Source organism: Brevibacillus antibioticus, from assembly GCF_005217615.1.
In the GTDB taxonomy this organism is placed as follows: domain Bacteria; phylum Bacillota; class Bacilli; order Brevibacillales; family Brevibacillaceae; genus Brevibacillus; species Brevibacillus antibioticus.
In genome coordinates this window covers 751414-771591 of the sequence record NZ_SZNK01000001.1, presented here as the reverse complement: position 1 = coordinate 771591, position 20178 = coordinate 751414, and the positions used below count along the sequence as shown (strand labels likewise).

The 20178-nt window shown below is 46.8% G+C and carries 22 protein-coding genes and 1 riboswitch; of the genes, 6 read left to right on the top strand and 16 right to left on the bottom strand.

Translation table 11 applies throughout. The features are described 5' to 3' along the window. Window positions 1-12: 12 nt before the first annotated feature. The 5 genes from E8L90_RS03840 to E8L90_RS03820 form a co-directional block, all read right to left on the bottom strand. Window positions 13-1923 carry a TolB-like translocation protein gene (locus tag E8L90_RS03840; protein WP_137028066.1) on the bottom strand — a complete coding sequence of 637 codons (1911 nt, stop codon included), beginning with the start codon at window positions 1921-1923 and terminating at the stop codon, window positions 13-15. A gap of 107 nt (window positions 1924-2030) precedes the next feature. After that, window positions 2031-2156: a GapA-binding peptide SR1P gene (locus E8L90_RS03835; protein WP_137028065.1), complete on the bottom strand. Its 126-nt coding sequence runs from the start codon at window positions 2154-2156 to the stop codon at window positions 2031-2033. Between the two features lie 118 nt (window positions 2157-2274). Then, window positions 2275-3072 (bottom strand): alpha/beta hydrolase, encoded by a 798-nt coding sequence (locus E8L90_RS03830; RefSeq protein WP_137028064.1) that lies wholly within the window; start codon window positions 3070-3072, stop codon window positions 2275-2277. A gap of 107 nt (window positions 3073-3179) precedes the next feature. Further along, window positions 3180-3479 carry a DUF3055 domain-containing protein gene (locus E8L90_RS03825; RefSeq protein ID WP_015892160.1) on the bottom strand — a complete coding sequence of 100 codons (300 nt, stop codon included), beginning with the start codon at window positions 3477-3479 and terminating at the stop codon, window positions 3180-3182. A gap of 78 nt (window positions 3480-3557) precedes the next feature. Beyond that, window positions 3558-4106 carry a MarR family winged helix-turn-helix transcriptional regulator gene (locus E8L90_RS03820; RefSeq protein WP_026134060.1) on the bottom strand — a complete coding sequence of 183 codons (549 nt, stop codon included), beginning with the start codon at window positions 4104-4106 and terminating at the stop codon, window positions 3558-3560. A gap of 180 nt (window positions 4107-4286) precedes the next feature. Between E8L90_RS03820 and E8L90_RS03815 the strand changes: the two genes are divergently transcribed. Next, window positions 4287-4715 carry a DUF1885 family protein gene (locus tag E8L90_RS03815; protein WP_137028063.1) on the top strand — a complete coding sequence of 143 codons (429 nt, stop codon included), beginning with the start codon at window positions 4287-4289 and terminating at the stop codon, window positions 4713-4715. Between the two features lie 110 nt (window positions 4716-4825). Then, entirely contained in the window at window positions 4826-5464 is a 639-nt protein-coding gene (locus E8L90_RS03810; RefSeq protein WP_137028062.1) for a glycoside hydrolase family 73 protein, read from the top strand. A 114-nt stretch (window positions 5465-5578) separates the two neighbouring features. On the opposite strand, the gene E8L90_RS03805 is transcribed toward E8L90_RS03810, so the two are convergent. The 5 genes from E8L90_RS03805 to dapD form a co-directional block, all read right to left on the bottom strand. Continuing rightward, entirely contained in the window at window positions 5579-5941 is a 363-nt protein-coding gene (locus E8L90_RS03805; protein ID WP_007723202.1) for a DUF4912 domain-containing protein, read from the bottom strand. A 108-nt stretch (window positions 5942-6049) separates the two neighbouring features. Beyond that, window positions 6050-6649, bottom strand: a complete 600-nt coding sequence (locus E8L90_RS03800) for a hypothetical protein (protein WP_137028061.1) — start codon at window positions 6647-6649, stop codon at window positions 6050-6052. Window positions 6650-6917: 268 nt separating this feature from the next. Then, window positions 6918-8051 (bottom strand): N-acetyldiaminopimelate deacetylase, encoded by a 1134-nt coding sequence (locus E8L90_RS03795; protein WP_137028060.1) that lies wholly within the window; start codon window positions 8049-8051, stop codon window positions 6918-6920. 3 nt (window positions 8052-8054) lie between these two features. Continuing rightward, window positions 8055-9269, bottom strand: a complete 1215-nt coding sequence (locus tag E8L90_RS03790) for an aspartate aminotransferase family protein (RefSeq protein ID WP_137028059.1) — start codon at window positions 9267-9269, stop codon at window positions 8055-8057. A gap of 14 nt (window positions 9270-9283) precedes the next feature. Next, window positions 9284-9994: a 2,3,4,5-tetrahydropyridine-2,6-dicarboxylate N-acetyltransferase gene (dapD, locus tag E8L90_RS03785; RefSeq protein WP_137028058.1), complete on the bottom strand. Its 711-nt coding sequence runs from the start codon at window positions 9992-9994 to the stop codon at window positions 9284-9286. A gap of 91 nt (window positions 9995-10085) precedes the next feature. Next, a riboswitch (Lysine riboswitch) is annotated at window positions 10086-10275 on the bottom strand. A gap of 140 nt (window positions 10276-10415) precedes the next feature. On the opposite strand from dapD, the gene E8L90_RS03780 reads away from it, so the two are divergent. Further along, complete coding sequence (locus E8L90_RS03780; protein WP_137028057.1) at window positions 10416-10856, top strand: flavodoxin; 441 nt, start codon at window positions 10416-10418, stop codon at window positions 10854-10856. 68 nt (window positions 10857-10924) lie between these two features. Beyond that, entirely contained in the window at window positions 10925-11473 is a 549-nt protein-coding gene (locus E8L90_RS03775) for a GNAT family N-acetyltransferase (protein ID WP_137028056.1), read from the top strand. Here E8L90_RS03775 and E8L90_RS03770 read toward each other — a convergent pair. Genes E8L90_RS03770 through E8L90_RS03760 form a run of 3 tightly spaced genes read right to left on the bottom strand, consistent with a single transcriptional unit; the run spans window position 11448 to window position 14616 of the window. After that, window positions 11448-12305, bottom strand: a complete 858-nt coding sequence (locus E8L90_RS03770) for an EcsC family protein (protein WP_137028055.1) — start codon at window positions 12303-12305, stop codon at window positions 11448-11450. The two genes, E8L90_RS03775 and E8L90_RS03770, sit on opposite strands and share 26 nt — an antisense overlap. Before the next feature lie 13 nt (window positions 12306-12318). Further along, window positions 12319-12513, bottom strand: a complete 195-nt coding sequence (locus E8L90_RS03765; protein WP_244297145.1) for a hypothetical protein — start codon at window positions 12511-12513, stop codon at window positions 12319-12321. A 60-nt stretch (window positions 12514-12573) separates the two neighbouring features. Then, window positions 12574-14616: a hypothetical protein gene (locus E8L90_RS03760; protein ID WP_137028054.1), complete on the bottom strand. Its 2043-nt coding sequence runs from the start codon at window positions 14614-14616 to the stop codon at window positions 12574-12576. A 192-nt stretch (window positions 14617-14808) separates the two neighbouring features. Here E8L90_RS03760 and E8L90_RS03755 point away from each other — a divergent pair, with 192 nt between their 5' ends. Next, complete coding sequence (locus E8L90_RS03755) at window positions 14809-15606, top strand: class I SAM-dependent methyltransferase (protein ID WP_137028053.1); 798 nt, start codon at window positions 14809-14811, stop codon at window positions 15604-15606. Beyond that, window positions 15606-16280, top strand: a complete 675-nt coding sequence (locus tag E8L90_RS03750; protein ID WP_137028052.1) for a hypothetical protein — start codon at window positions 15606-15608, stop codon at window positions 16278-16280. The genes E8L90_RS03755 and E8L90_RS03750 overlap by 1 nt, the downstream gene beginning before the upstream one ends. Window positions 16281-16371: 91 nt before the next feature. On the opposite strand, the gene E8L90_RS03745 is transcribed toward E8L90_RS03750, so the two are convergent. Genes E8L90_RS03745 through E8L90_RS03735 form a run of 3 tightly spaced genes read right to left on the bottom strand, consistent with a single transcriptional unit; the run spans window position 16372 to window position 20097 of the window. After that, on the bottom strand, window positions 16372-17889 hold the full coding sequence (locus tag E8L90_RS03745; RefSeq protein ID WP_137028051.1) for an efflux RND transporter periplasmic adaptor subunit: 1518 nt from the start codon (window positions 17887-17889) through the stop codon (window positions 16372-16374). 24 nt (window positions 17890-17913) lie between these two features. After that, complete coding sequence (locus tag E8L90_RS03740; protein WP_137028050.1) at window positions 17914-19371, bottom strand: ABC transporter permease; 1458 nt, start codon at window positions 19369-19371, stop codon at window positions 17914-17916. A 24-nt stretch (window positions 19372-19395) separates the two neighbouring features. Next, window positions 19396-20097, bottom strand: coding sequence for an ABC transporter ATP-binding protein (locus tag E8L90_RS03735; protein ID WP_137028049.1), 702 nt, complete (start codon window positions 20095-20097; stop codon window positions 19396-19398). Window positions 20098-20178 lie beyond the last annotated feature (81 nt).

Genomic DNA, 20178 nt, shown 5'->3' with positions numbered 1-20178 from the left:
CTTTATTCAGAGTCAGTCCTCGTCTGTTTCATCATCATCATCGTCATCATCGTCTTCATCGTCATCGCCCGGAGCGAACGCCAACGTGTAAACGTAAGGATCTTTGTCACGATCATCTACCCAGACAAGGCGATTTCCACCCATGCGCGGGGCTTTCATTTCCGCGTCATCATCCCACTTGATATCGCTAAATGACCTCTCTTTGAAATCATACAGCTCAAAATTGAACTGCTTGCCTTTTCCGGACAGACGATTGTCTTCAAATAAAATCATATTTCGTGAAGCTTGTGGATTTTTCTGGTCGCCGTCCGTATAGCGTAGGAGTGGATCGACTTTTTGACGGTCGATGTTGTAATAATACAAATCCCAACCTGTTTTGGAATTGCCAGTATCTTCACTCCAAACCACGAAATCATCGCCAAGCTCTGCTTTCTCTACTTTTACGTTTTTACGAATTTCTTTCGCTTTATCATCTTCGATATCGTAGAGAAAGATCGTTGCATTCTTTTTGCCATCTTGGACTACCCAGGCTGCATAGTTCTCGTAAATATCAACGCTTGACGGTTCACTTTTCAGCCTTGATGCCTGCGTATGCTGTCCAGTGGACAGATTCGTGATGATCACTTCTGCTCTGCGATCGACATTGACCCACAATAAACGCTCTCCGTCGATTTCATAGAACTTCTCACTCGGCTTTTGATCATCATCTTCATTTGTTATCTGCGTTTGGACGCCTTTACGAATATCGTAGGAAAAGAGTGCGTCTTCCCGCTGATCATACCAGACAACAAAACGGGAACTTACGACAGGACGAGCTGCATCGTGATCTGGGTCGCTGATGGATTTGCTCGTTCCTTTTTCCATATCGTAAAGAACAATCGAATTGTGATTCTTAGACTTTGATACATAAGCGACGTAACGATCGTGACCGACTGGATCAACAGGATCGCCACCTACACTCCCCAGCGGAACTTGCTTTTTATCGTCCAGATCATACAGGTGAAGCTGGAGCCCTTTATTCCTGTCCTGTTTGGCATACAAAACGTAGTCACCATAAATTCTCGGCCCTACTTTTCCAGAAAGGTTGGAATCAAGTTTCTTTTTGGACGATTTATCGACGGTACGATAGATCAGATCTTTACCTTCAGCATACACATAATCGTCTTTGTACACATGTACAAATTCTTTGTCAGCCGAACCGTTTGTCAATTCTTTGTTTCTGCCATTGCTGATGGTATGCACGTTGATTTGATTATAGGAGCGATTCTCGTACAAAATTTTATTTGTGGAAAGAGTAGGACGCCCTTGTTCGCCTTTTTGGACGACAGCCGCCTTTTCTTCTCTCTTCTTGATATCGTAATAGTAAATATCGCTGTTGCCATCACGTTCGTCTTCCCATGCGACGTACGCATCGCTTACCACTGGGTTGCTTGCTTTTCCACTCGCAGATACGACCTCTGTATCTCCTGTAGAAATTTTGTACAGATAAACATCCCCGTTCTCTGTCCAGACAACGTTTTTATCCCCGATCTCCACACCATTGACTGATGCTGATCCATCTGACAAACGGGTTTCTTCTTCCTTCGCGATGTCATACAGGTAGACGTCCGAACCTCCGTCACGGGAGTCGATCCACACAACATACTCACCATCGACTTTTGGATTCGTCTTTTCAGATTCCTTGTCGCCAATTTGCTTTTGCGTACCTTTATCGAGATTGTAAAGGGTTACGGTTTCTTCCCCTTCAACCATCCACACGGCATATTTTTTGGAAATGTCATAACCGGCTCCGGAAATTTCAGGCTTGCCTGCCTCGATTTTTTCTTCATCACCAATACTGTAAGCAAGCGCCGGTGTCCCGCTCCACAGAGATGTGACCAAAAGTGCAGCAGCCAGCATTCCCTGCATCGGTTTTCGCTTCATGAAACAATTCCTCCTTTTACAACGATTCTCACACTTATCCATTATCCTCCATACGGAAAAGGTTGTCAAAAAAAAACAGGCCTCCACATAGGCCTGTCGACTATTTTTTATTCTTTTTCCTGTCTGTCATCAGGTCGGCAGTCACAGTTACACGCCGCATAAAGCGTTTTCACTGAATTACTTTCAAAATGTTCGATGATGGTTCCGCAAGTCTGACATACGATAGTTCCCATCTATGTCCCCTCCGCATTCAATTGATTCACATATTACTACAAATGTTATGTTACATTCATCTTAATATGCTACACCATTCGGAGTCAAGATGCATCTGTTGATAATTAGTATGTCACATTAGATCAAAATATTCTCATTCAACCAGTTCGCGATTTTTTTCATGACTTCTTCCTTTTCAGGCTCATTCAAAATTTCGTGCCGCAAGCCTGCGTATCGTACAAACCTTTGTTTATCTGAAAAGCCCGCTGTAAACTGCTCCACAGCATCCGCATCAACCAATGTATCAGCACCAGCCTGCAAAACAAGGACAGGGTGCTTGATTCGATTTCTTTCCTCCCACGCCTTTTCCATAGAGCGGTTCAATTCCGTGAACCATCTAACACTTACCTTGGAATAATTGAGCGGATCGTTCTGATAAGCAGCCTGAACAGCTTCGTCGCGCGATACCATGTCGGGAGTGATTCCATTAGGCATGACAAGTGTTGGCCAGACCCGATCGAGAAACTGTGCCAATTGCTCCTTCCACGCCGGTACAGTCAGCTTGAGTTTCAAGCATGGAGATGTGAGAATTAACCCTGCCAGCTCTTTACTCCGCTCATCCGTCTGAATAAAGCGAGTCGCAATGAGCCCCCCCAAACTATGCCCCATTAAAAATACAGGCTTCTCTCCTGACGCATCGGCAAGAGCAGTATTCGTCCACTCACGTACACGGGACAAATAGTCTTCGAATGATTGAATATGCCCCCGTCTCCCAGGAGAGCGCCCCCATCCGGGCAAATCTTCCGCATATACATCCCAGCCTGCCTGATTGAAATAGGCTGCTACATGCTCATAACGCCCATGATGCTCTCCTGTTCCATGGACGAGAACAATTGCTCCCCGAGAATCTTTGGCCGACCATTTATGTACATCCATTCTCACTGTTCCTCCTACTGCTTGATTTCTTACGATTATACTAAAAACAGAAGGCCGTATTTTAAAGAAAAACCAAAACGAGCAGAAGATAAACTTCTGCTCGTTACCTAATACTGATTTTCTTCAAATGGAATGGATGGTAAATGCTCCTGAAAAAACTCAGCAAGCGCTACTGCCTCGTTCTCCGAATCCAGCCTGAAAATTTTTTGCAGGTATCCTGGATTCACCGCATCTTCAGAACTGAGAAGAGTCGATTGCCCTGTCTGCATACAGATCACCAACGGCTTCCCATAAAACTTGTGTGTAAATACCATGCCAAAGTCGTATCGTGTTCCCTCTGAAATAAATCCGAGAAAACGTACATTAGCATTCTCCGATACGTCGTATAAGTGGTCGTAGTGCTCCATCAGCAATCCCTCCTCAACAGTATTTTGGCCTCCGAATTTTGTGAAATATTCGGATTATTCACTAGTATAAGCGAAAAATCACGTTTTTGCCACCCAAACAGCATCATTTACCAGACGCGTCGGGTTCATGACCCTGTCTTCCCCTTCTTGAATCCATCTTACTTTTTCTGCACCATGCAACGATTGCGCGACAAAGGAGAGACATTCAAAGAACAGTTCAACTACTGCTGTACTGTATCGTTCCTCCATTTTCTCCAATGCATACGTCAATCTAAAAATATCTGGTACACTTCTTCGACTGGCTTCCAATACTTCTTTTCCTTTTTCAGTCGGGTATACGTGAACCACACGCCCATCCAACTCCGACTTTTCGATGGTCACCATGCCTTTCTCCATTAATTTCTTGATATGAATGACAATCGATGAGGGATGCCAGAAGGTCCAATCTGCAATTTGCGTGACGCGTACACCTTCATAACAGTAGATGATCCAGAGAATGTTTAGCTGTACGGAAGAATCCAATTCGGCTTCCTTCGCTGCCCGCTCCCAGTCTTCTTTGTTCACCACATCGATGGCGCGCATGGTGTTTAAAGCTTCGAATACGTGTCTTATTGAGGCCTCCTGCATGCGTATATTCCTCCATGATCCTTTATCGTTCATCTAATGGCATATAAATATGATATATATTTTACACTTTTCAGAAAAGACGCGCAATTATTTTTGGTCGCCAACTGCCTCATTGCCAAAGAGTGGAAGACAATGCTACACTAAACGCACAGAATACCGGTACTAGGAGTGAGTGCAGTCGTGAAACTTCAATCGGCCTACATCTATTTCGTTGATGGTTCTACCGCAGCATCTGTAAGTATTGACGACGTGAAAGCCAAGTTTACGCGATACGTTGACATGACCTCAAAAACAGGAAAGCAGTTGGGCTGGACCTATGCAGATGCCGCTTTCCCTTACAACCTAGAAGAACGCCCTGAAGGAAAGGACTCGTGGTTCCTTCTTAGAGGAAAAGACCCAAACATGTACAAAGCCATCGTTGTTGGAGTCGGGAGCAAAAATGAAAACGGTTCCGAAAAGCATTACATACAAGTGTCCCTCCCTGAATCAGCGACGCACGGCGATAAAAACAAGGCAAATGAGTACTGTCGATACCTGGCCCGTGATTATAAAGCAGAGCTCCACCTCTTCAACAAGCGTATTCAATATTTCCAACCTCGAAAACCATAAAGAAACATGAAAAAACAGTCGAGAAATATCGACTGTTTTTCATGTTCAGGCCTATTCCCCCCGATCTCTTTTTTTCATACAAATAACAAAGAGAGGAAAGGGGGGAGCTTATGGATGCCCAAGCATTTATTCAGCTGATTGCTGACCACGCCAGAAAGTCTTATCAGAACCATCGTATATTCCCCTCCATTACAATAGCGCAAGCCGTACTCGAGTCAGGTTGGGGTCAAAAAGTACCTGTTGATCCTGCAACTGGGACATCCTCGTACAACCTCTTTGGAATAAAGGGAACGGGACCTGCCGGATCTGTCACTATCGAAAGCAAAGAGGTGGAAAACGGAAAGACGGTTACACGTACTTCCCAGTTCCGCGCTTATGAAAATTACCAGCAATCCATGGAAGACCATGCCCAGTTTTTACGTAAGCCCGCATATAAAAACGTGCTGGCAGCCGCTACTCCCGCACAAGCCGCACAGGCTTTAGAAGAAGCCGGCTACGCTACCGATCCTGCATACGCTGAAAAGCTGACGAACCTCATTCAGACGTACAACTTGACCCAGTACGATCAATTTGTCCCAGAAGAGCCACAAACGTTTCCTCCCTGGAAATGGGAGCTGGGCAATCGCGCGTTACAGGAGGGCTTGCTGACCTCACCTGAATGGCTAAATAAGTTAGACGAACCCATGCCAGTATGGGCTGCTTTAGCAATTGCCCTGCGACTGCTGGACAACCAGCGACAGAAGCCATGAGTCCATGAATAAAAATCAAAAGCCCCATTGCCACAAGTAAAATCTCGTGGATAATGGGGCTGTTTCGTATAAAAATGCAGTTGCCTCAGTCGTAACGTTGCTTGAGCACGTTGATCAAATCATTTGAGACCTGGACAGCGAATAAAACCTTCCGTCCACCATCCGAATTCCCAGATCGACGCAATATTCCAATCCTTGCGTCACTCCGTACAAAATCCATTCGGAAGAACGGTGGTTGATATCAAAATCAGTGTAAAGGTCAGTGCCATCATTTCGGATCTCTTTGCGGTACGTCACATCAAAAAGGCGTAGGACAAAAGGCAGTTCAGCAAATGGAATAGCAAACTTTCGCTCTATTTCTTGCTCGAATTCCTTTGTCATGCTCCACTCTGCCTGAATGGACTGCTCATCTTTCCAGGCAATGCGTATACTCGGGCCTTCTACATCCGTGGACGATCGCGGGGGATTTGTCTCCATTCGCTCCCATCGTTCCTTTCTTTTACTTGCTATTACCAAGTATATTGGCTTTTCCCTATATTATAGCACGGGGACATGCAAAGTGGAAACGCATCCAAGCCATAATTTTTAACGCCCAACTGTAAATGTATTTTCACCGACGGCTACATAAGAAGTGAATTTTTCGGTTTTCATTTGAACTTGTACTTTGTAAGTGCCGTATGCTTCGAGTTTCGTAGATACAAAAGGCTCAGAAAAATAAAAGCTGTTTGCATTTTGCGTGGAGTATTTCCATTCTTTCCCTTTAGACACTTCTTTGCCGTCCGGTCCGATCAACACGAGTTGCATGCGCAAGTCTTTGGCTGCGGGCGCGTCATCAACCTCTACGAATACGTTAAACGTACGAGGCACATTTTTATCGCTGTATCCTTTGACAGGGTTGCTGAACACGACATTTTTATTGCGGGTCTGCTGAATCCCTTCGACCACAATAATATTTACGTTTGGCTTAATCACTTGCAATTTGCCAGATTGCTGATCGTAATCGACGAAACCACCGAGCTTGTTCACTATTGATTCTACCGATTCAGCCTTGGATGCTGGCATTTCACTCGCTACGGTTTCCGCACCGAAAAATACGCGCATCGCACCCTCTCCCAGCGCAGTAGTGCTCCCCACCCCTGCTGCTACAGTCAACGCCAACAAGGCCGATAACCATGCTTTTTTCATGTCAATAATCCTCCTATATGTGTGCGCGGTAGCGCTTGTTATTCCGGAATTACTTCTCCCTAGTTTATACGTTTGGAAAAAGAAATAGTTGTGCTTCCCTAATAAGTTTTTTCAACAATATCCACACTATCCACAAGCACAAAACCTTAGGAAGAAAGACTTATGCACAGAGATGCTCGTAACTACTTCTTACTCTTGATGAGAATATTGGGAATGACACAGAAAAAAGAGCGGCTATCCAGCCACTCTTTTTTGCTCCTGACACCTACTACTCCTGTTGCGAAAGCCTTGTAAAATACCGGGAGACCAGTCGAATAGCGACCTCAATCGCGTCTTCGTTTGGCTCAATTTTGGAATGGTGCAAACCGTACGGCGTTTGCACACCCAGCCAAAACAAAAAGCCAGGGATTTCTTTCAAAAAGTAGCCGAAGTCTTCTCCGGTCATGGCTTCCTTGCAAGTGATGAGAGTTACCTCTTCACATTGTTCCTGTACCCATTGCATGAAATCTATCGTTAGCTGCTCCTCGTTGTAAACCTGGCAGTAACCAACACCGTAGTCAATCGTTGCCTGGCACTCAAAGCCCGCTTCTATTCCCTTTACGAGAGATTCAATGCGGCTCTTGACGAGTGCCATCGATTCCATCGAAAAGGTTCGGATGGTCCCTTCTAACCTGGACTTCTCCGCGATGATGTTCTGCTTCGTCCCGCTCTCCAGCTTGCCAATCGTTACGACGGCCGAATCCAATGGATCTATATTGCGCGAAATAATCGATTGAAGCTGTGTCACAAGATGGCTTCCTGCAACCACCATATCATTCGCCTTGTGCGGGAAGGCGGCATGCCCCCCTTTGCCAACCAAATCAATGTACAGCTCAGAAGTGTTGGCAAACAAGATTCCTGGCTTCGTCGCAATATGCCCAACTGGGTATTCTGGCGCGATATGCAGGGCAAAAATGCAGTCCGGTCGCCACCCTGCAAACTCTTCACTTTCCAACATCGGCCAAGCACCGCCAGGACCTTCTTCTGCTGGCTGGAAGAGGAAGAGCAAATCATCTGCTATCGGATGCTCCGTAAAATGCGTTAGGAGGCCAAGGGCGATCGCCATATGCATGTCATGCCCGCATGCATGCATATACCCTTCATGAAGCGAGCGAAACGGATAGGACGTTTCCTCTACGATCGGCAGGCCATCCATATCCGTCCGCCAGGCAATTAATCGTTTTGGCTTTGTTCCTGCCAGCTTGACCAATATGCCTGTCCGCCACGTTTTGATCTCGATTCGCTCCTGAGGCAGCTTTTTCAAATAATCGAGCAAGTATTGTTGCGTCTTCACTTCAGCAAAGCCGGGCTCCGGTATTTGGTGCAGGTCTCGGCGAATTTGTGTAAACAAGGAAGTCGTCATGGTCTACGCCTCCTTTTTCGTACCTGTTCTAGTTGTTAATTGCTCCTCAAACACGGTAAGGAAACGGTCCACATCGGCTTTTGTCAACGTTAGTGGCGGAAGCAGACGAACAATCGTTTTCTGCGTCACGTCAACGAGAATTCCTTCGTCAAGCAATGCTTGCTGCAAGTGGCTTACCTCTTCCGGGGTGGAAGAGAGCGGAATTCCAACCATCAAGCCTTTTCCGCGAAGGGATTGCAGTTGATCTGGAAGACGCGTTCGCAACGCTTCCAAGCCTGACCACAGGTACGCAATCACTTCTTCTACGTGAGCGATGAAGGCTGGATCAAGCAATTCATCCAACACGACATTCCCCAGGGCTGCAGACAGTGGCGATGGTGCAAATGTCGTTCCGTGATCCCCCGGTTTGAACTGGTTCATCAGCTTTGGACCAGCGATGACACCGCCAAGGGGAAGCCCTCCCCCTATGCCTTTGGCGAAAAGGATAAGGTCTGGCGTTACGCCTGCATGCTCATAAGCAAACAGCTTTCCTGTCCTGCCCATTCCTGTCTGTATCTCGTCCATGATGAATAACATGCCTTCTCGTTCACAGATCGCAGCTACCTCTTGCAAGAACGCTCCCGTTAGCGGCACGACACCGCCGGAACCCAAGACTGGCTCCATGACGACCGCAGCGGGTCTTGCTTCCTGGCAAATTGCTCGCAATCCTGCCGTGTCTTCCGCATCCAGTTCATAAACAGGAAAAGCCGGCTGAGGAAAGTCTTGATAGACGTGAGCCTGCCTCGTCAGACGCACTGCTCCAAGTGTTCGTCCGTGAAAGCTGTTGCGTAAAACAACGATGCCTTCACGACCTGTTCCCTCGTTTTTCGTCCATTTGTGAATCAGCTTGATCGCAGACTCTGTGGCCTCAGCACCAGAGTTAGTGAAAAATACCTTACCGCTGATGCTGTTCGCAACCAAACGCTCGGCTAAACGGATAGCCGGCTTGTTTAAAAATACATTGGAAATATGCAAGAAGCGCTCTCCCTGCTCACGCAGAGCCTGTACAATGCGCGGATGAGAATGCCCCAGAACATTTACCGCGAGTCCGGTAAACAAGTCGAGATAACTCTTTCCGTTCGTATCGTACAAGTAATTTCCTTCGCCTTTGTCTATGGCAATCGGAAGTCTTTTGTAAGAGGAGACGATATATTGTTCATCGAGCGAACGCCAGTCCATGTGCACTCTCTCCCTTACAGCTGACGTAGCTCCTGCTTGATCTCTGTCTTGGAACGAGTTTTTTCATCGATTTGTTTGATCACACGTGCAGGCGTTCCCGCAACTACTACGTATGGAGGTACATCGTCAATTACGACAGCACCCGCTGCAACGACAGCACCTTTTCCTACGCGTACACCTTCCAGAATGACAGCATTTGCTCCGATGACAACATCATCCTCGACAACAACTGGCTGGGCAGATGGCGGCTCGATAACGCCCGCGATAACCGATCCCGCGCCGATGTGGCAGTTTTTCCCGATGGTTCCACGTCCACCTACTACAACATTCATGTCGATCATCGTACCTTCACCGATAACTGCACCGATGTTAATGGAAGCACCCATCATGATGACCGCGTTGTTACCGATTGTCACTTGGTCACGGATAATTGCGCCTGGCTCAATACGCGCTTGAATCCCTTTTGTATCCAGCAAAGGAATGGCGGAGTTGCGGCGGTCGCTTTCTACTACATAATCTTCAATTTTGTCTGCGTTAGCAGCGAGCACTGGCTCAATCTCTTTCCACTCACCAAAAACAACACCAGTAGGACCAGTAATGAAGGCTTTGGAGCTCGCACCGAAGTCGATTCCCTCCAGATTCCCTTTTACATATACCTTCACTGGTGTTTTCTTTTCGCTTTTTTGAATAAACGCGATAATTTCGTTAGCATCCATCATGTTCATAGTTACATCCTCCTCAAAATAACAGCATGGTCAATCAAAAAAAGCAATGAGTGCATTCGCTATCTCATTGCTTTTGATACTACGTAAGCAAATCATAAATAGCGCTCCACAAAAAGATGTATGGTCCCTTGTGACAGGATGTTCATTTTTCATGACACACCCCAGCCTGTGCTACGTAGGGGCATAGCATAAGCTTCGGCGCTCTAGCCTTTCTTCCTTCTCCTGCCCCCTGGCAGATTGCGAAAAGGCTTACTCTTCTTCGGCGCACCTCTATTTAGAGTACATTATAATAATTTTATTTAACTCTACCAAAATCAATGAAACGTGGCAATAAGAAAAAAGTTATTGACAACGATTATCATTTTCATTATTTTTATTGATGAGAATGATACTCATTATCTAATTGGAGGTTTTACGTTTTATGAGCATTTTGATGGTATACGCGAGCATGACAGGGAATACACAGGAAATTGCTGAAGCAATTGCAGAAGGTATTCGTTCAACTGGTGCTGAGCTGGAGATAAAAGAAGTGATGGATGCGAACGCAAAAGAACTCGAAGCTTACGACGGAATCTTGCTTGGTGCCTACACATGGGGCGATGGCGAACTGCCAGACGAATGCCTAGATTTTTATGAGGAAATGGACGGTATTGACCTCAGCGGGAAAAAGGTTGTTGCTTTTGGCTCTTGCGATTCCGCTTACGAGCATGTCGGTGCAGCTGTTGATATTTTGCTGAAAAAGGCGAGTGAGCGTGGCGCGGAAACACCAATGGAAGGATTGAAAATCGAGCTTTCTCCTACTGCAAAAGAAGTGGAAACTTGCAAAGCATTTGGGGTATCATTTGCTGAATTGCTCGGATAATCGGTGTTTCCCAAATACTTTGGCACATGCTATACTATCAATCCAACTTTTTAAGGAGGATTGATCTCATGTCATTACATACGGACGAGATTCTCTTACGGCCTCTCCACCAACAAGACGCAGCCGAGCTCCTAGAGCTTCGGCTGCGTAATCATGACTTTCTCCAACCATTTGAACCAATCCGCCCCGCTTCATTTCTGACCCTCACAGGACAGCAAGAACAGATTACACAAGCGCAGATTGATTTTGAACGCGGTACTGCCTATGCTTTCGGCGTATTCTCTAGAGAATCAGGAAAGATGATCGGACGTGTAGCGTTATCGAATGTCGCACGCGGCGCATGGCAAAATGCTACGATTGGGTACTTCATGGATCAGGCGTGCAATGGCAAAGGCTATACGACATCAGCAGTAAGTCTCGCTCTCCACTTTGCTTTCACGAAAGCTGGGCTACACAGGGTACAAGCTGCTGTTATGCCCCGCAACCAAGCTTCCATTCGCGTCTTGGAAAAAGGCCGGTTTCGCCAGGAAGGGCTTTCGTTACGCTATTTGCAAATTAACGGTGTATGGGAGGACCATCTCCTCTACGCTCTTACTGCTGAGGAGTGGTCTTCGTAATCTCTCCGCTCTTATCGCTCTCACGTAGCCGCTCCAGGATGCGCCGTTTGCGGTACAGCATCATCCCCGCTTCGGCGACATCCTGTACGGTTGAGCGATTCAAATACGCCCCGAATAAAATACCCGCAATGGGCACCATTTGAAATAACTTTTTCCACCCAAAGTTTTCTGTGTACGTTACCACGACTTCACGCCATCCCTGCAATTGCGCCATTACCTCTCTTTGTGCATGTGGATCATCAAAGCGGGAGAGCTCAGCGAGTATCGCTTTTTTCCCTACGATGTCTGATGAAGCAAACTGCAAGCATTTGACGACAAACAGCCGCTCCCTCTTCTCTTCAGGTCGATAGCCATAGGCAAGAGCCATCTCTTGTAATACTTTTAGGGATGTCCCCATCAATAGCGGAATATCGATCGCGAGGGTAAATATCCCCCCGAATCCAGTCGTGGCACCTTGTACCGTGGCAAAATTCGCACGTGAATCCTTCAGCTCCATCGCGACATCATTCATGATCGTAAGCGGAACAGCGCAAATCTCCTCCTTGCCACTAACAGAAGACGGGGCCTGTCCCTCTAACCGTTTGCCAAACCGCTTGTATATCGGTTCATCCTGCACCAAATAAGTTCCACCTGTCTCAAGAAAGGCTGCCATTTCATCTACGGCTTTTCCCAGCTTCTCTTGAACGAATGCAGGCGTAATCCGATCCAACAGAACAAAAGGAAGTCTGCCAAGCTTTTCCCAAAACCACAAGTCGTTCTGGTCCTTCTCCCAAGCCTCGACTTCACGTAATGCCGTAACCAATGTCTCCCTAGACTCTTTCAACCCCAACAACCTCCCTGGCTGCTCACTCAGATTCTCCTCGCTTCCACTGACATTGGTTGCGCAGGATGGACTTGATGTAGTCCTGCAACGCTTCTGACGTGTCGTGAAAGACGAATTCTTTTTTATTTCTTACGATCCCCAGCTTCAAATGTTTCACTTGCTCTCCTTCGATCCGAAAACCGAACTTTTCCAAGATCGCCTTCTGCTCATTTGTCACAGGACTTCCTCCCCTTGTAGTCGAAAACCCCCATGCCAACACGCAAGGGGGTTTTCTTATCTACTTCACTTCAATTGTAAACGTTAATGTTTCATTGCGCTCATTTACATCGTTTTTCTTCGTGTACTTTCTTTTGGAGCTGATAACCTTGCAGGTCTTATTCTTGAGCGTATTCGTTACTTTGATCTTGTATTCGCCAGGCTTATTCGTATCGATATACCTTTTCAAATTCAGTGATTCAAGTCCCTCTCCATCATCGTCGTCACCTTTACTAGGCTTGATGCTGGTGATCTCTTCCTCCCCGAAAAAAATCTCGATCCGATTTTCTGAGGAAATGGTACCGTTACTGTGCTCCCGACTAGCACCAATACCAATCTCGCCATGTTTCCATTCAAAATTCGGCATATAGTAGGCCTTCTTTTCGCTCTTATCCCTGATCTTTTTGGATCCGACAAGTTCAGCATGAGTAGCGATCAGCCTTAGGTCTTCCCATTCTTCGAGATCATCGCCTGCGTTCACAGTTAACTTTTGTCCGTCCCGGTATTCCTTGCCGCTCTCGCTTCGAAGAAGAAGTGGCGAACTTGGCGGACTTACACCTGTATCATCCGGCTGACATGCCGGATACGACTTGATTGGAGGCAAATCTTCTATCACTTGAACATAGCCGCACCATACTTGCGCCGGGTCTCTTTTGCTATAATAGTTGATTTTGTAGCGGCCTGGCTTGTATCCGGACAACAGCAATGCCGTGTGATCCCAATTCAATTTGCTCTCGTCGACAATGACGTTATCGATCGCCCATACCCCCGGCCCCTCTTCGTCATCCGCTTCACTTCCATTTTTGACGTGCTCAGCAGCAGTTGCCAGCCAGATCACATGAACGGGATTCTGATACAGCTTGACTGTATTTTCAGAGGAATACAGGTTCATCTTTTCTACCTGCTGTGTTGATTTTTCGTTCTGCTTCATCAACACATCCATCGTGACATTTCCACCAACAGGACCACAGGCATTTGGTGCACCTGGTATTTGTATGTGAACCGTTGTTGCTGACGTCTCGCCCCATATAGACGATGTCTCTTTTTTCCCCGAAACAGGCTCAAAGGTAACAGCGATTGTAATTCCAGCCAGTCTCTCAGGAATGTCTACCTCAAAATGTTGCGCGTCTGTCAAGGTTTGTCCTGTTCCGTTCACCGACCACCTTCCTGGGGTTGGCGAATACAACGAAACCTTCCCTGGTGCTGCTGGAGCTGTTATTTTCTGATCTTGCGTCAGTTTTTGACCGCTTGCATCCGTTCCCATGTACAACTCTGCAACGCCTACTTGAATCGTCGTCATCCAAGGTGACATGGTTGTATCATCCGGAACGAAGAGGAGCTCGTACTGCCCCGTCAACAATGTCCCCGTCGAAAATACGGTCGCAGGAACAGACCTCAACTCTGCACTCGTGGACTTATTTGTTAATTTCCATGTGCCCGGAATAGAGCTGGTAAAGTCGTGTGAACCCATCATTCCAAAAATCGCAGTTTGCCCGCCACTTGGTACTGGTTCTCCCTCTGCCTTCTCTCCATTAAATATGCTTGGGTAATTTTTGGCCTCTACCAGAAATCGCACATGCAACGTGCTGCTCTTCCCTTGGGCATCCGCCACAATAAAGGTCAAAGTATGCGAACCAGCGGACAGCTTTTGTGCTGAAATAGTAAACCGAGGTACTTGCCATTTGAAAGAAGTCTGTGACGAGGTATTTTCGGCTTGATACTCCGATAACTCTACGCCGTCCAATAAAACCTGCTTGCGATTGAGGTTGGTGCCAGCTCCATAAGTGGTCTGTATCACGTCAATATCAAGTGGTGTCTCGGGAGGAAGAATAAACTCATCGTTCTTCACCCAGTTCCAACCATTTGAATCCAATCCTGCAACCTGATAATCGTTAAAGATAACCATATCGTGAACAGGCTGGTTCCGGAGTGGCTTAGATACTTGGCTGTTTTTTTTCATGGATGCTGTTGCCCCGGCCCCCATGGCTGGCGGTACTGACACACCTGACAATAAGGTGCCCGTTGCCAAACACACTAGAAGTGCTTTTACAACCCATTTTTTCACGAATTGTCCTCCTACTTTCTACCTTACAATTTTTCAACTGTGATTATTCGACAAAAACGGCGAAATATCCTTTGCGATCGTCATGCTTTTTCGCGCGCTAGATATAGTTAAATACTATCTCGTTTATAATTTATATAGATTTGACTTATATCTCCCCAGTTGGTAAAAATGGATGAAAGGGAGGGGATTCAGATGGTTCAAACCAATCAATGGAATGCCGGGCTATACGATGCCAAAATGAGTTTCGTTTCTGAATACGGCAAAGGGTTAGTGGACTGGCTACAGCCGACTCCTGGAGAAAGCATTCTTGACGTAGGCTGTGGAACAGGTGACCTATGTGCGCAACTATCGCTTGCGGGAGCAAATGTGGCAGGAATCGACTTTTCTGCCGCCATGATTGAGGCTGCTCGCCAAAAATATCCGCAGTTTGCCTTTGAAGTAGCCGATGCGCATACGTATCGTACTGATGCCAGCTATGACGCTGTCTTTTCCAATGCCGCACTCCATTGGATGAAACGTCCTGCAGAAGTCGTTGAAACCATTTGGTTGGCTCTTGCTCCTGGTGGGCGCTTTGTCGCCGAATTTGGAGGACACGGCAATTGCGGACAAATCACAAAAGCATTACGGACTGTTTTGGCACGAAAAGGAATATCTGCCGATGAACGCTCGCCTTGGTATTTCCCCAGCATTGGAGCGTACACAATTCTTTTGGAAAAGCAAGGCTTCCATGTCGTACTTGCCTCCCATTTTGATCGCCCGACTGTCATGGCTGGTGGGGGCCTGGGGCTTTCGCATTGGCTGAATTCTTTTTGCAGTCCTTTTTTTGCGGGACTGTCCTCAGATGAAATCCAGCAAGTATGTACGGACGTCACTGACATTCTCCGTCCTGCTCTATTTCAAGAGGGACATTGGGTGCTCGATTACAAGCGTATTCGCGTCCTTGCCCATAAGAAATCAGCGAAGAATACTCTACATGGGGGAGCTGCATAATGACCCGTATTGCCTGCCTCCATGGACATTATTCGAATATTTCCCTCTTATCAGATGCGTTCGTAGCCTTTGACGTAGAGCTCATTCATTTTGTTGATCCAGGTTTGCTCCTGAAAAACGCGGGAAACCCTATCCATACCACAGAACAAGCACATACCAAATTACGTGAGCAACTAAGCTGGATGCAGAGCTGCGCGGTCGATGCAATGGTGATCACTTGCACGCAATATGCCGCACTGCTAACACCAGAGGATGAGGCAACAGCCACTGTCCCAATCTTCACAATCGATGGACCTTTTTTTCATGAGCTTGCCCGGTATTCTAAGCCACAAGTTCTGCTATTCTCCAATCCCGCTACTGTCCAACCTACGATGGAGCGTCTCGTGAAACACGCCCATTCCCACAACCTTCATCCAGAGATACAAGTATCTCTCGTCGAAAATGCTTTTGCCCTGCTCATGGAAAACAAGCAAGAAGCTTACAGAGAAGCGATAAAAGACGCCCTGTATCAGCTCCACCAAACGTTTCCAGACCAACCTATTGCCGTGGCACAGCTCTCCATGGTACCTGTTGCTGACCAGTTTGCAAAGGAAAACGGCTATACAATCTCCCATCCTATACATAGTTTGACGTCGCAAATGTCCGCAACGTTACCATTACGTAGAAACCGTTGAAAATCGTATGGATGTAAAAAAAAGCCCCGTTTGCTTAGGTCTTTGGCCAGTGGCAACGGGGCTATCGCTTATAAACGAATTCGATTGGCTTTTACATACCGTCGGAGTTGGTCACGAGAACCTCTTCTCCCTCATTCAAGCCACCTTTGATTTCAATAAAATCATATCCTTCAATCCCGGTTTCTACCTCTTTCGGCATTGGATCTCCAGTGCTCGGATCTTTCACCATTACCGTTCCCTGACCTGGCCCGAGAATTTCAACCGCATTGCTTGGCAAGCGCAGAACATTCTGTGCTTGGGCGACGATAATATCGTTGTCTCCCGTCATTCCATGCTTGAAATCAGCCTTGTCTAGCAGTTCCACTTTTACTGCAAAACGAACTTCCTTTTCTTCCTTCTTTCCTTCTTTCGGGAGCTCTATGACTTTGCCTTTAAACGGCTCGGTACCAAACGCATACACATAAACATCGACCTTCTGTCCGACTTTAATTTGTGGAATATCAAGTTCTCCGACGGCTGCCATAAAGTAAACAGAAGTCGTGTCCATAATAATGGCTGCAGGCTCTGATCCGGGCGCTTCGCCTTGTTTTACACCTAGCTTGGTGATGACACCGCTAATTGGCGCTGTTACTTGGTTCTTCGCAATTTCACGCTTTTTCTGCTCCATATTCAATAAGGACCCTTTTAGCGCTAGTTCTTTTTCCATGAGCTCCATGCCAGACGCTTCCATATCCATCTTGAACAGTTGCTGCCCTACTTTGATTACATCATCCTTTTTCACGTTGATCTTGCCGATTTTCCCGTAAGTACCAGCCAAGACTTCTATTTCATCCGGCAGCTGGAATTCTTTCTGATTTCGGCTTACATATAAGAGGCCCTTATCATCCGTGAACTGAACCTCACCCTTGTCCCCGACATAAATGTCCCCAGGCTTCTTGACCAATACCTCGACATTGTGAATTCCGCCAGCACCTTCTACTTTTTCACCAATTCTATCCACTTCCGTGACAACACCATCCACAAAATACATGGAGGTCGGAATGAATACCTTCACTTTTTGACCTACACTGAATCGTTCAGACTCATAAGAAGTAAATTGCCCAATAATTTTCAAATAGTCGGTATTTGCAAGCTTGACGACTACCTGTTCCGGTCTTACATCTTGCCCTTCTTCCACAAGGACATCAATCACTTTGCCTTCTTTTGTAGCCTTGATATTGTCTTTCTTTTGTTTAATTTCACTTAGCTCTTTTTTCGCCTTTAAAATCTCCAGCTCCAGCTTTTGAATTTCCAGCTGTGCATCCGAGCTGTCGATCGTGAACAAGACATCACCTTTTTTCACTGACTGCCCTTCCTTGACTAGCACACGTTGCACCTTGCCGTTAAGCTCTGGCTTGACTTCCTCACGTGCCTTCGCTTCCACTGTACCTGCTGAGTTGATCGTCTTCTTGACGTCACCACGTTCCACGACGGCTGTCGGGAAAGTCGGTTTTTCTTCTGGATTTTCTTCTGTAACCTCTTCGCCCTTGAAGTACGAATAGCCGTAATAGCTGCCCCCTCCAAGAACGGCCACGACTGTGGCGATAATGATCCATTTTTTCTTGTTCATCTTACGTTCCTCACATTTCATCACTTATTCAGATCGAATCGCTTGCAGCGCACTTAAACGAGACGCGCGGATCGCCGGGAAGATTCCCGCCAACACCCCAATAATAAAGGAGAAGCCAATCGCAAAGAGTGCTAGCCAGCCCGGAATGACCGCCAATTTTGTTGGCTCAGCCTCTGGATCACCACCGCCGTACCCCATGTTCAGACTATCCAAGAGACCACCAGACGCTCCGAAGTAATTCACGAGCTCAACCGCTCCCCATGCCATGCCAAGACCAGCTAGTCCACCAATTAAGCCAATAAAGCCTGACTCCATTAAGAACAGCCAACGAATATTCAACACAGTGGCTCCGATTACTTTCATGATGCCAATCTCTTTGGTTCGCTCTAAAATCGACATGATCATCGTATTGACGATTCCAATGGTTGCGACGAGCAAGGAGATTGCTGCAATTCCTCCGAGGACCATCTGAATCACGAAGAAGAAGTTATTGATGGTTTCCAGCTCACGTGCAGGCGACCATACTTCAAAGCCATGTTCCTTCAACGCTTTGACTACACCCTCAACTTTTTCACGAGATTCTACCTTGACTGTAATTCTGTCAAATTCAAAAGGATCCTTTTTGGCTTTATCACGTGATCTGCGCGATGCTCCCTCTTCGACTTCGTTACCTCGACTGCGCGTGACCCACTCGTTCAGCTCTTTCACTACGTTAATCGGTACATAAACCGCAGATGACGAACGACGTTCTTCAGACTTCTTTAATTGACCGACAACCTTCACACGCAGTTCTTTTTTCTCGTATTTCGGTTCATCGTCGATGCGATATTCGCGTGACAAGATGAGAGTCCCCGCTCTGTCTACGAGATTCAAGCTCAGTGCTTCTCCGCCCCCTATATCAGGAGGTGGCATCTGAGACATTTCATGCCGTCCAGCTCCGGCCTTTCTTCTCCGTTCCTCGCGCTTTTCCTTTTCTACGTCGCGCAATTCTCTGGATACATCGAAAGCAACCACTATCTCTTGTGGCGCCCCTGTCAGATAGCTTCCTTTTTCAATATCATTTTTGCGATAGGCAGCCGACTCATTCACATCCACCCCAATAAGCTCTACGTAACCTTCTCGTCTACCTACCTTCAGCTTCGCTTGCTCTCGTAATTCTTTTATCGGCATAACTGCCTGAATGCCAGGAATTTTTTTTAATTCCTGCACCGCTTGCATATTCAGCTTCTTGACTTTATCCTCTGGAACATCAACCCATTCGCCCTTTTCCTGGTACCAACGCAATGGCTCGACGTCCATCTCTGTCAAGTTCCCGAAGTTCTCCAAGCTTTTTACCGCACTTTCCTTAAGCCCTAAACTAAGTGCTATCATCGCGACGATTGCAGCAGTCCCGATCATGACACCAACCGACGTGAGGGCTGTCCGTAGCTTCATTCGCCACAGATTCCTCCAGACGATGCGAAAAGAATCCAATACCTTCACTGTTTGTTCACCTCATACCCTCGCCTACGCTGGTCTTGTCCTTTTTTGTACAACCCGTCCGTCCTGGAGATAAATGACGCGGTCGGACTGTTCCGCTACTTCCTGCTCATGGGTAACGATGATGAACGTAGTCCCATTTTCCTTGTTCATTTCTCTCATTAATAGGAGAATCTCTTGTTCCGTCTTTGAGTCCAGGTTCCCGGTCGGCTCATCCGCCAAGATGATGCCAGGCTGATTGACGAGCGCTCTCGCGATACTGACACGCTGCTGCTGTCCACCACTAAGCTCATTAGGCCTGTGGTCGATACGACCTTCCAGCCCTACCCGGTGGAGGATTTCGGTTGCTTTCGCCCGACGTTTTTTCTTGCTTTCGCCTGCAAAAATCAAGGGAAGCTCTACGTTTTCCAACGCTGTCAGATTTGGGAGCAGATTATATGACTGGAAGATAAAGCCCATACTTTTACGGCGAAACATGCATAGTTCATTTTCGCTGTAGCTGGAAATCTGTGCTCCGCTAACCATGACACTCCCTTCCTCCGGCTTGGTCAAACCTGCAAGCAAGTTCAAGAGCGTAGACTTGCCTGACCCCGACGAGCCACACAAAGCCACGAATTCTCCCTTGTTGATATGAAGGTTGATATCATACAGCACGGGCACTTTGATTTTTCCCGTTCCGTAGCTGTGATTGACCCCTGTCACCGTCAGCTCTCCTGTTGAATTGACCATCGTTTGTCGCACCTCATTCGTTCTCTAAAAATGGAACATCACATACTATAGACGTAACATTTCGCAAAACGTAACGCTACT

Excerpts from the sequence above, each read along its gene's own strand:
- E8L90_RS03805 (WP_007723202.1), bottom strand. The coding sequence starts at position 5,941 with ATGGAGACAAATCCCCCGCGATCGTCCACGGATGTAGAAGGCCCGAGT.
- E8L90_RS03795 (WP_137028060.1), bottom strand. The coding sequence starts at position 8,051 with ATGACGACTTCCTTGTTTACACAAATTCGCCGAGACCTGCACCAAATA.
- E8L90_RS03735 (WP_137028049.1), bottom strand. The coding sequence starts at position 20,097 with ATGGTCAATTCAACAGGAGAGCTGACGGTGACAGGGGTCAATCACAGC.
- E8L90_RS03840 (WP_137028066.1), bottom strand. The coding sequence starts at position 1,923 with ATGAAGCGAAAACCGATGCAGGGAATGCTGGCTGCTGCACTTTTGGTC.
- dapD (WP_137028058.1), bottom strand. The coding sequence starts at position 9,994 with ATGAACATGATGGATGCTAACGAAATTATCGCGTTTATTCAAAAAAGC.
- E8L90_RS03745 (WP_137028051.1), bottom strand. The coding sequence starts at position 17,889 with ATGAACAAGAAAAAATGGATCATTATCGCCACAGTCGTGGCCGTTCTT.
- E8L90_RS03810 (WP_137028062.1), top strand. The coding sequence starts at position 4,826 with ATGGATGCCCAAGCATTTATTCAGCTGATTGCTGACCACGCCAGAAAG.
- E8L90_RS03750 (WP_137028052.1), top strand. The coding sequence starts at position 15,606 with ATGACCCGTATTGCCTGCCTCCATGGACATTATTCGAATATTTCCCTC.
- E8L90_RS03835 (WP_137028065.1), bottom strand. The coding sequence starts at position 2,156 with ATGGGAACTATCGTATGTCAGACTTGCGGAACCATCATCGAACATTTT.
- E8L90_RS03780 (WP_137028057.1), top strand. The coding sequence starts at position 10,416 with ATGAGCATTTTGATGGTATACGCGAGCATGACAGGGAATACACAGGAA.
- E8L90_RS03755 (WP_137028053.1), top strand. The coding sequence starts at position 14,809 with ATGGTTCAAACCAATCAATGGAATGCCGGGCTATACGATGCCAAAATG.
- E8L90_RS03830 (WP_137028064.1), bottom strand. The coding sequence starts at position 3,072 with ATGGATGTACATAAATGGTCGGCCAAAGATTCTCGGGGAGCAATTGTT.
- E8L90_RS03775 (WP_137028056.1), top strand. The coding sequence starts at position 10,925 with ATGTCATTACATACGGACGAGATTCTCTTACGGCCTCTCCACCAACAA.
- E8L90_RS03800 (WP_137028061.1), bottom strand. The coding sequence starts at position 6,649 with ATGAAAAAAGCATGGTTATCGGCCTTGTTGGCGTTGACTGTAGCAGCA.
- E8L90_RS03790 (WP_137028059.1), bottom strand. The coding sequence starts at position 9,269 with ATGGACTGGCGTTCGCTCGATGAACAATATATCGTCTCCTCTTACAAA.
- E8L90_RS03820 (WP_026134060.1), bottom strand. The coding sequence starts at position 4,106 with ATGCAGGAGGCCTCAATAAGACACGTATTCGAAGCTTTAAACACCATG.
- E8L90_RS03825 (WP_015892160.1), bottom strand. The coding sequence starts at position 3,479 with ATGGAGCACTACGACCACTTATACGACGTATCGGAGAATGCTAATGTA.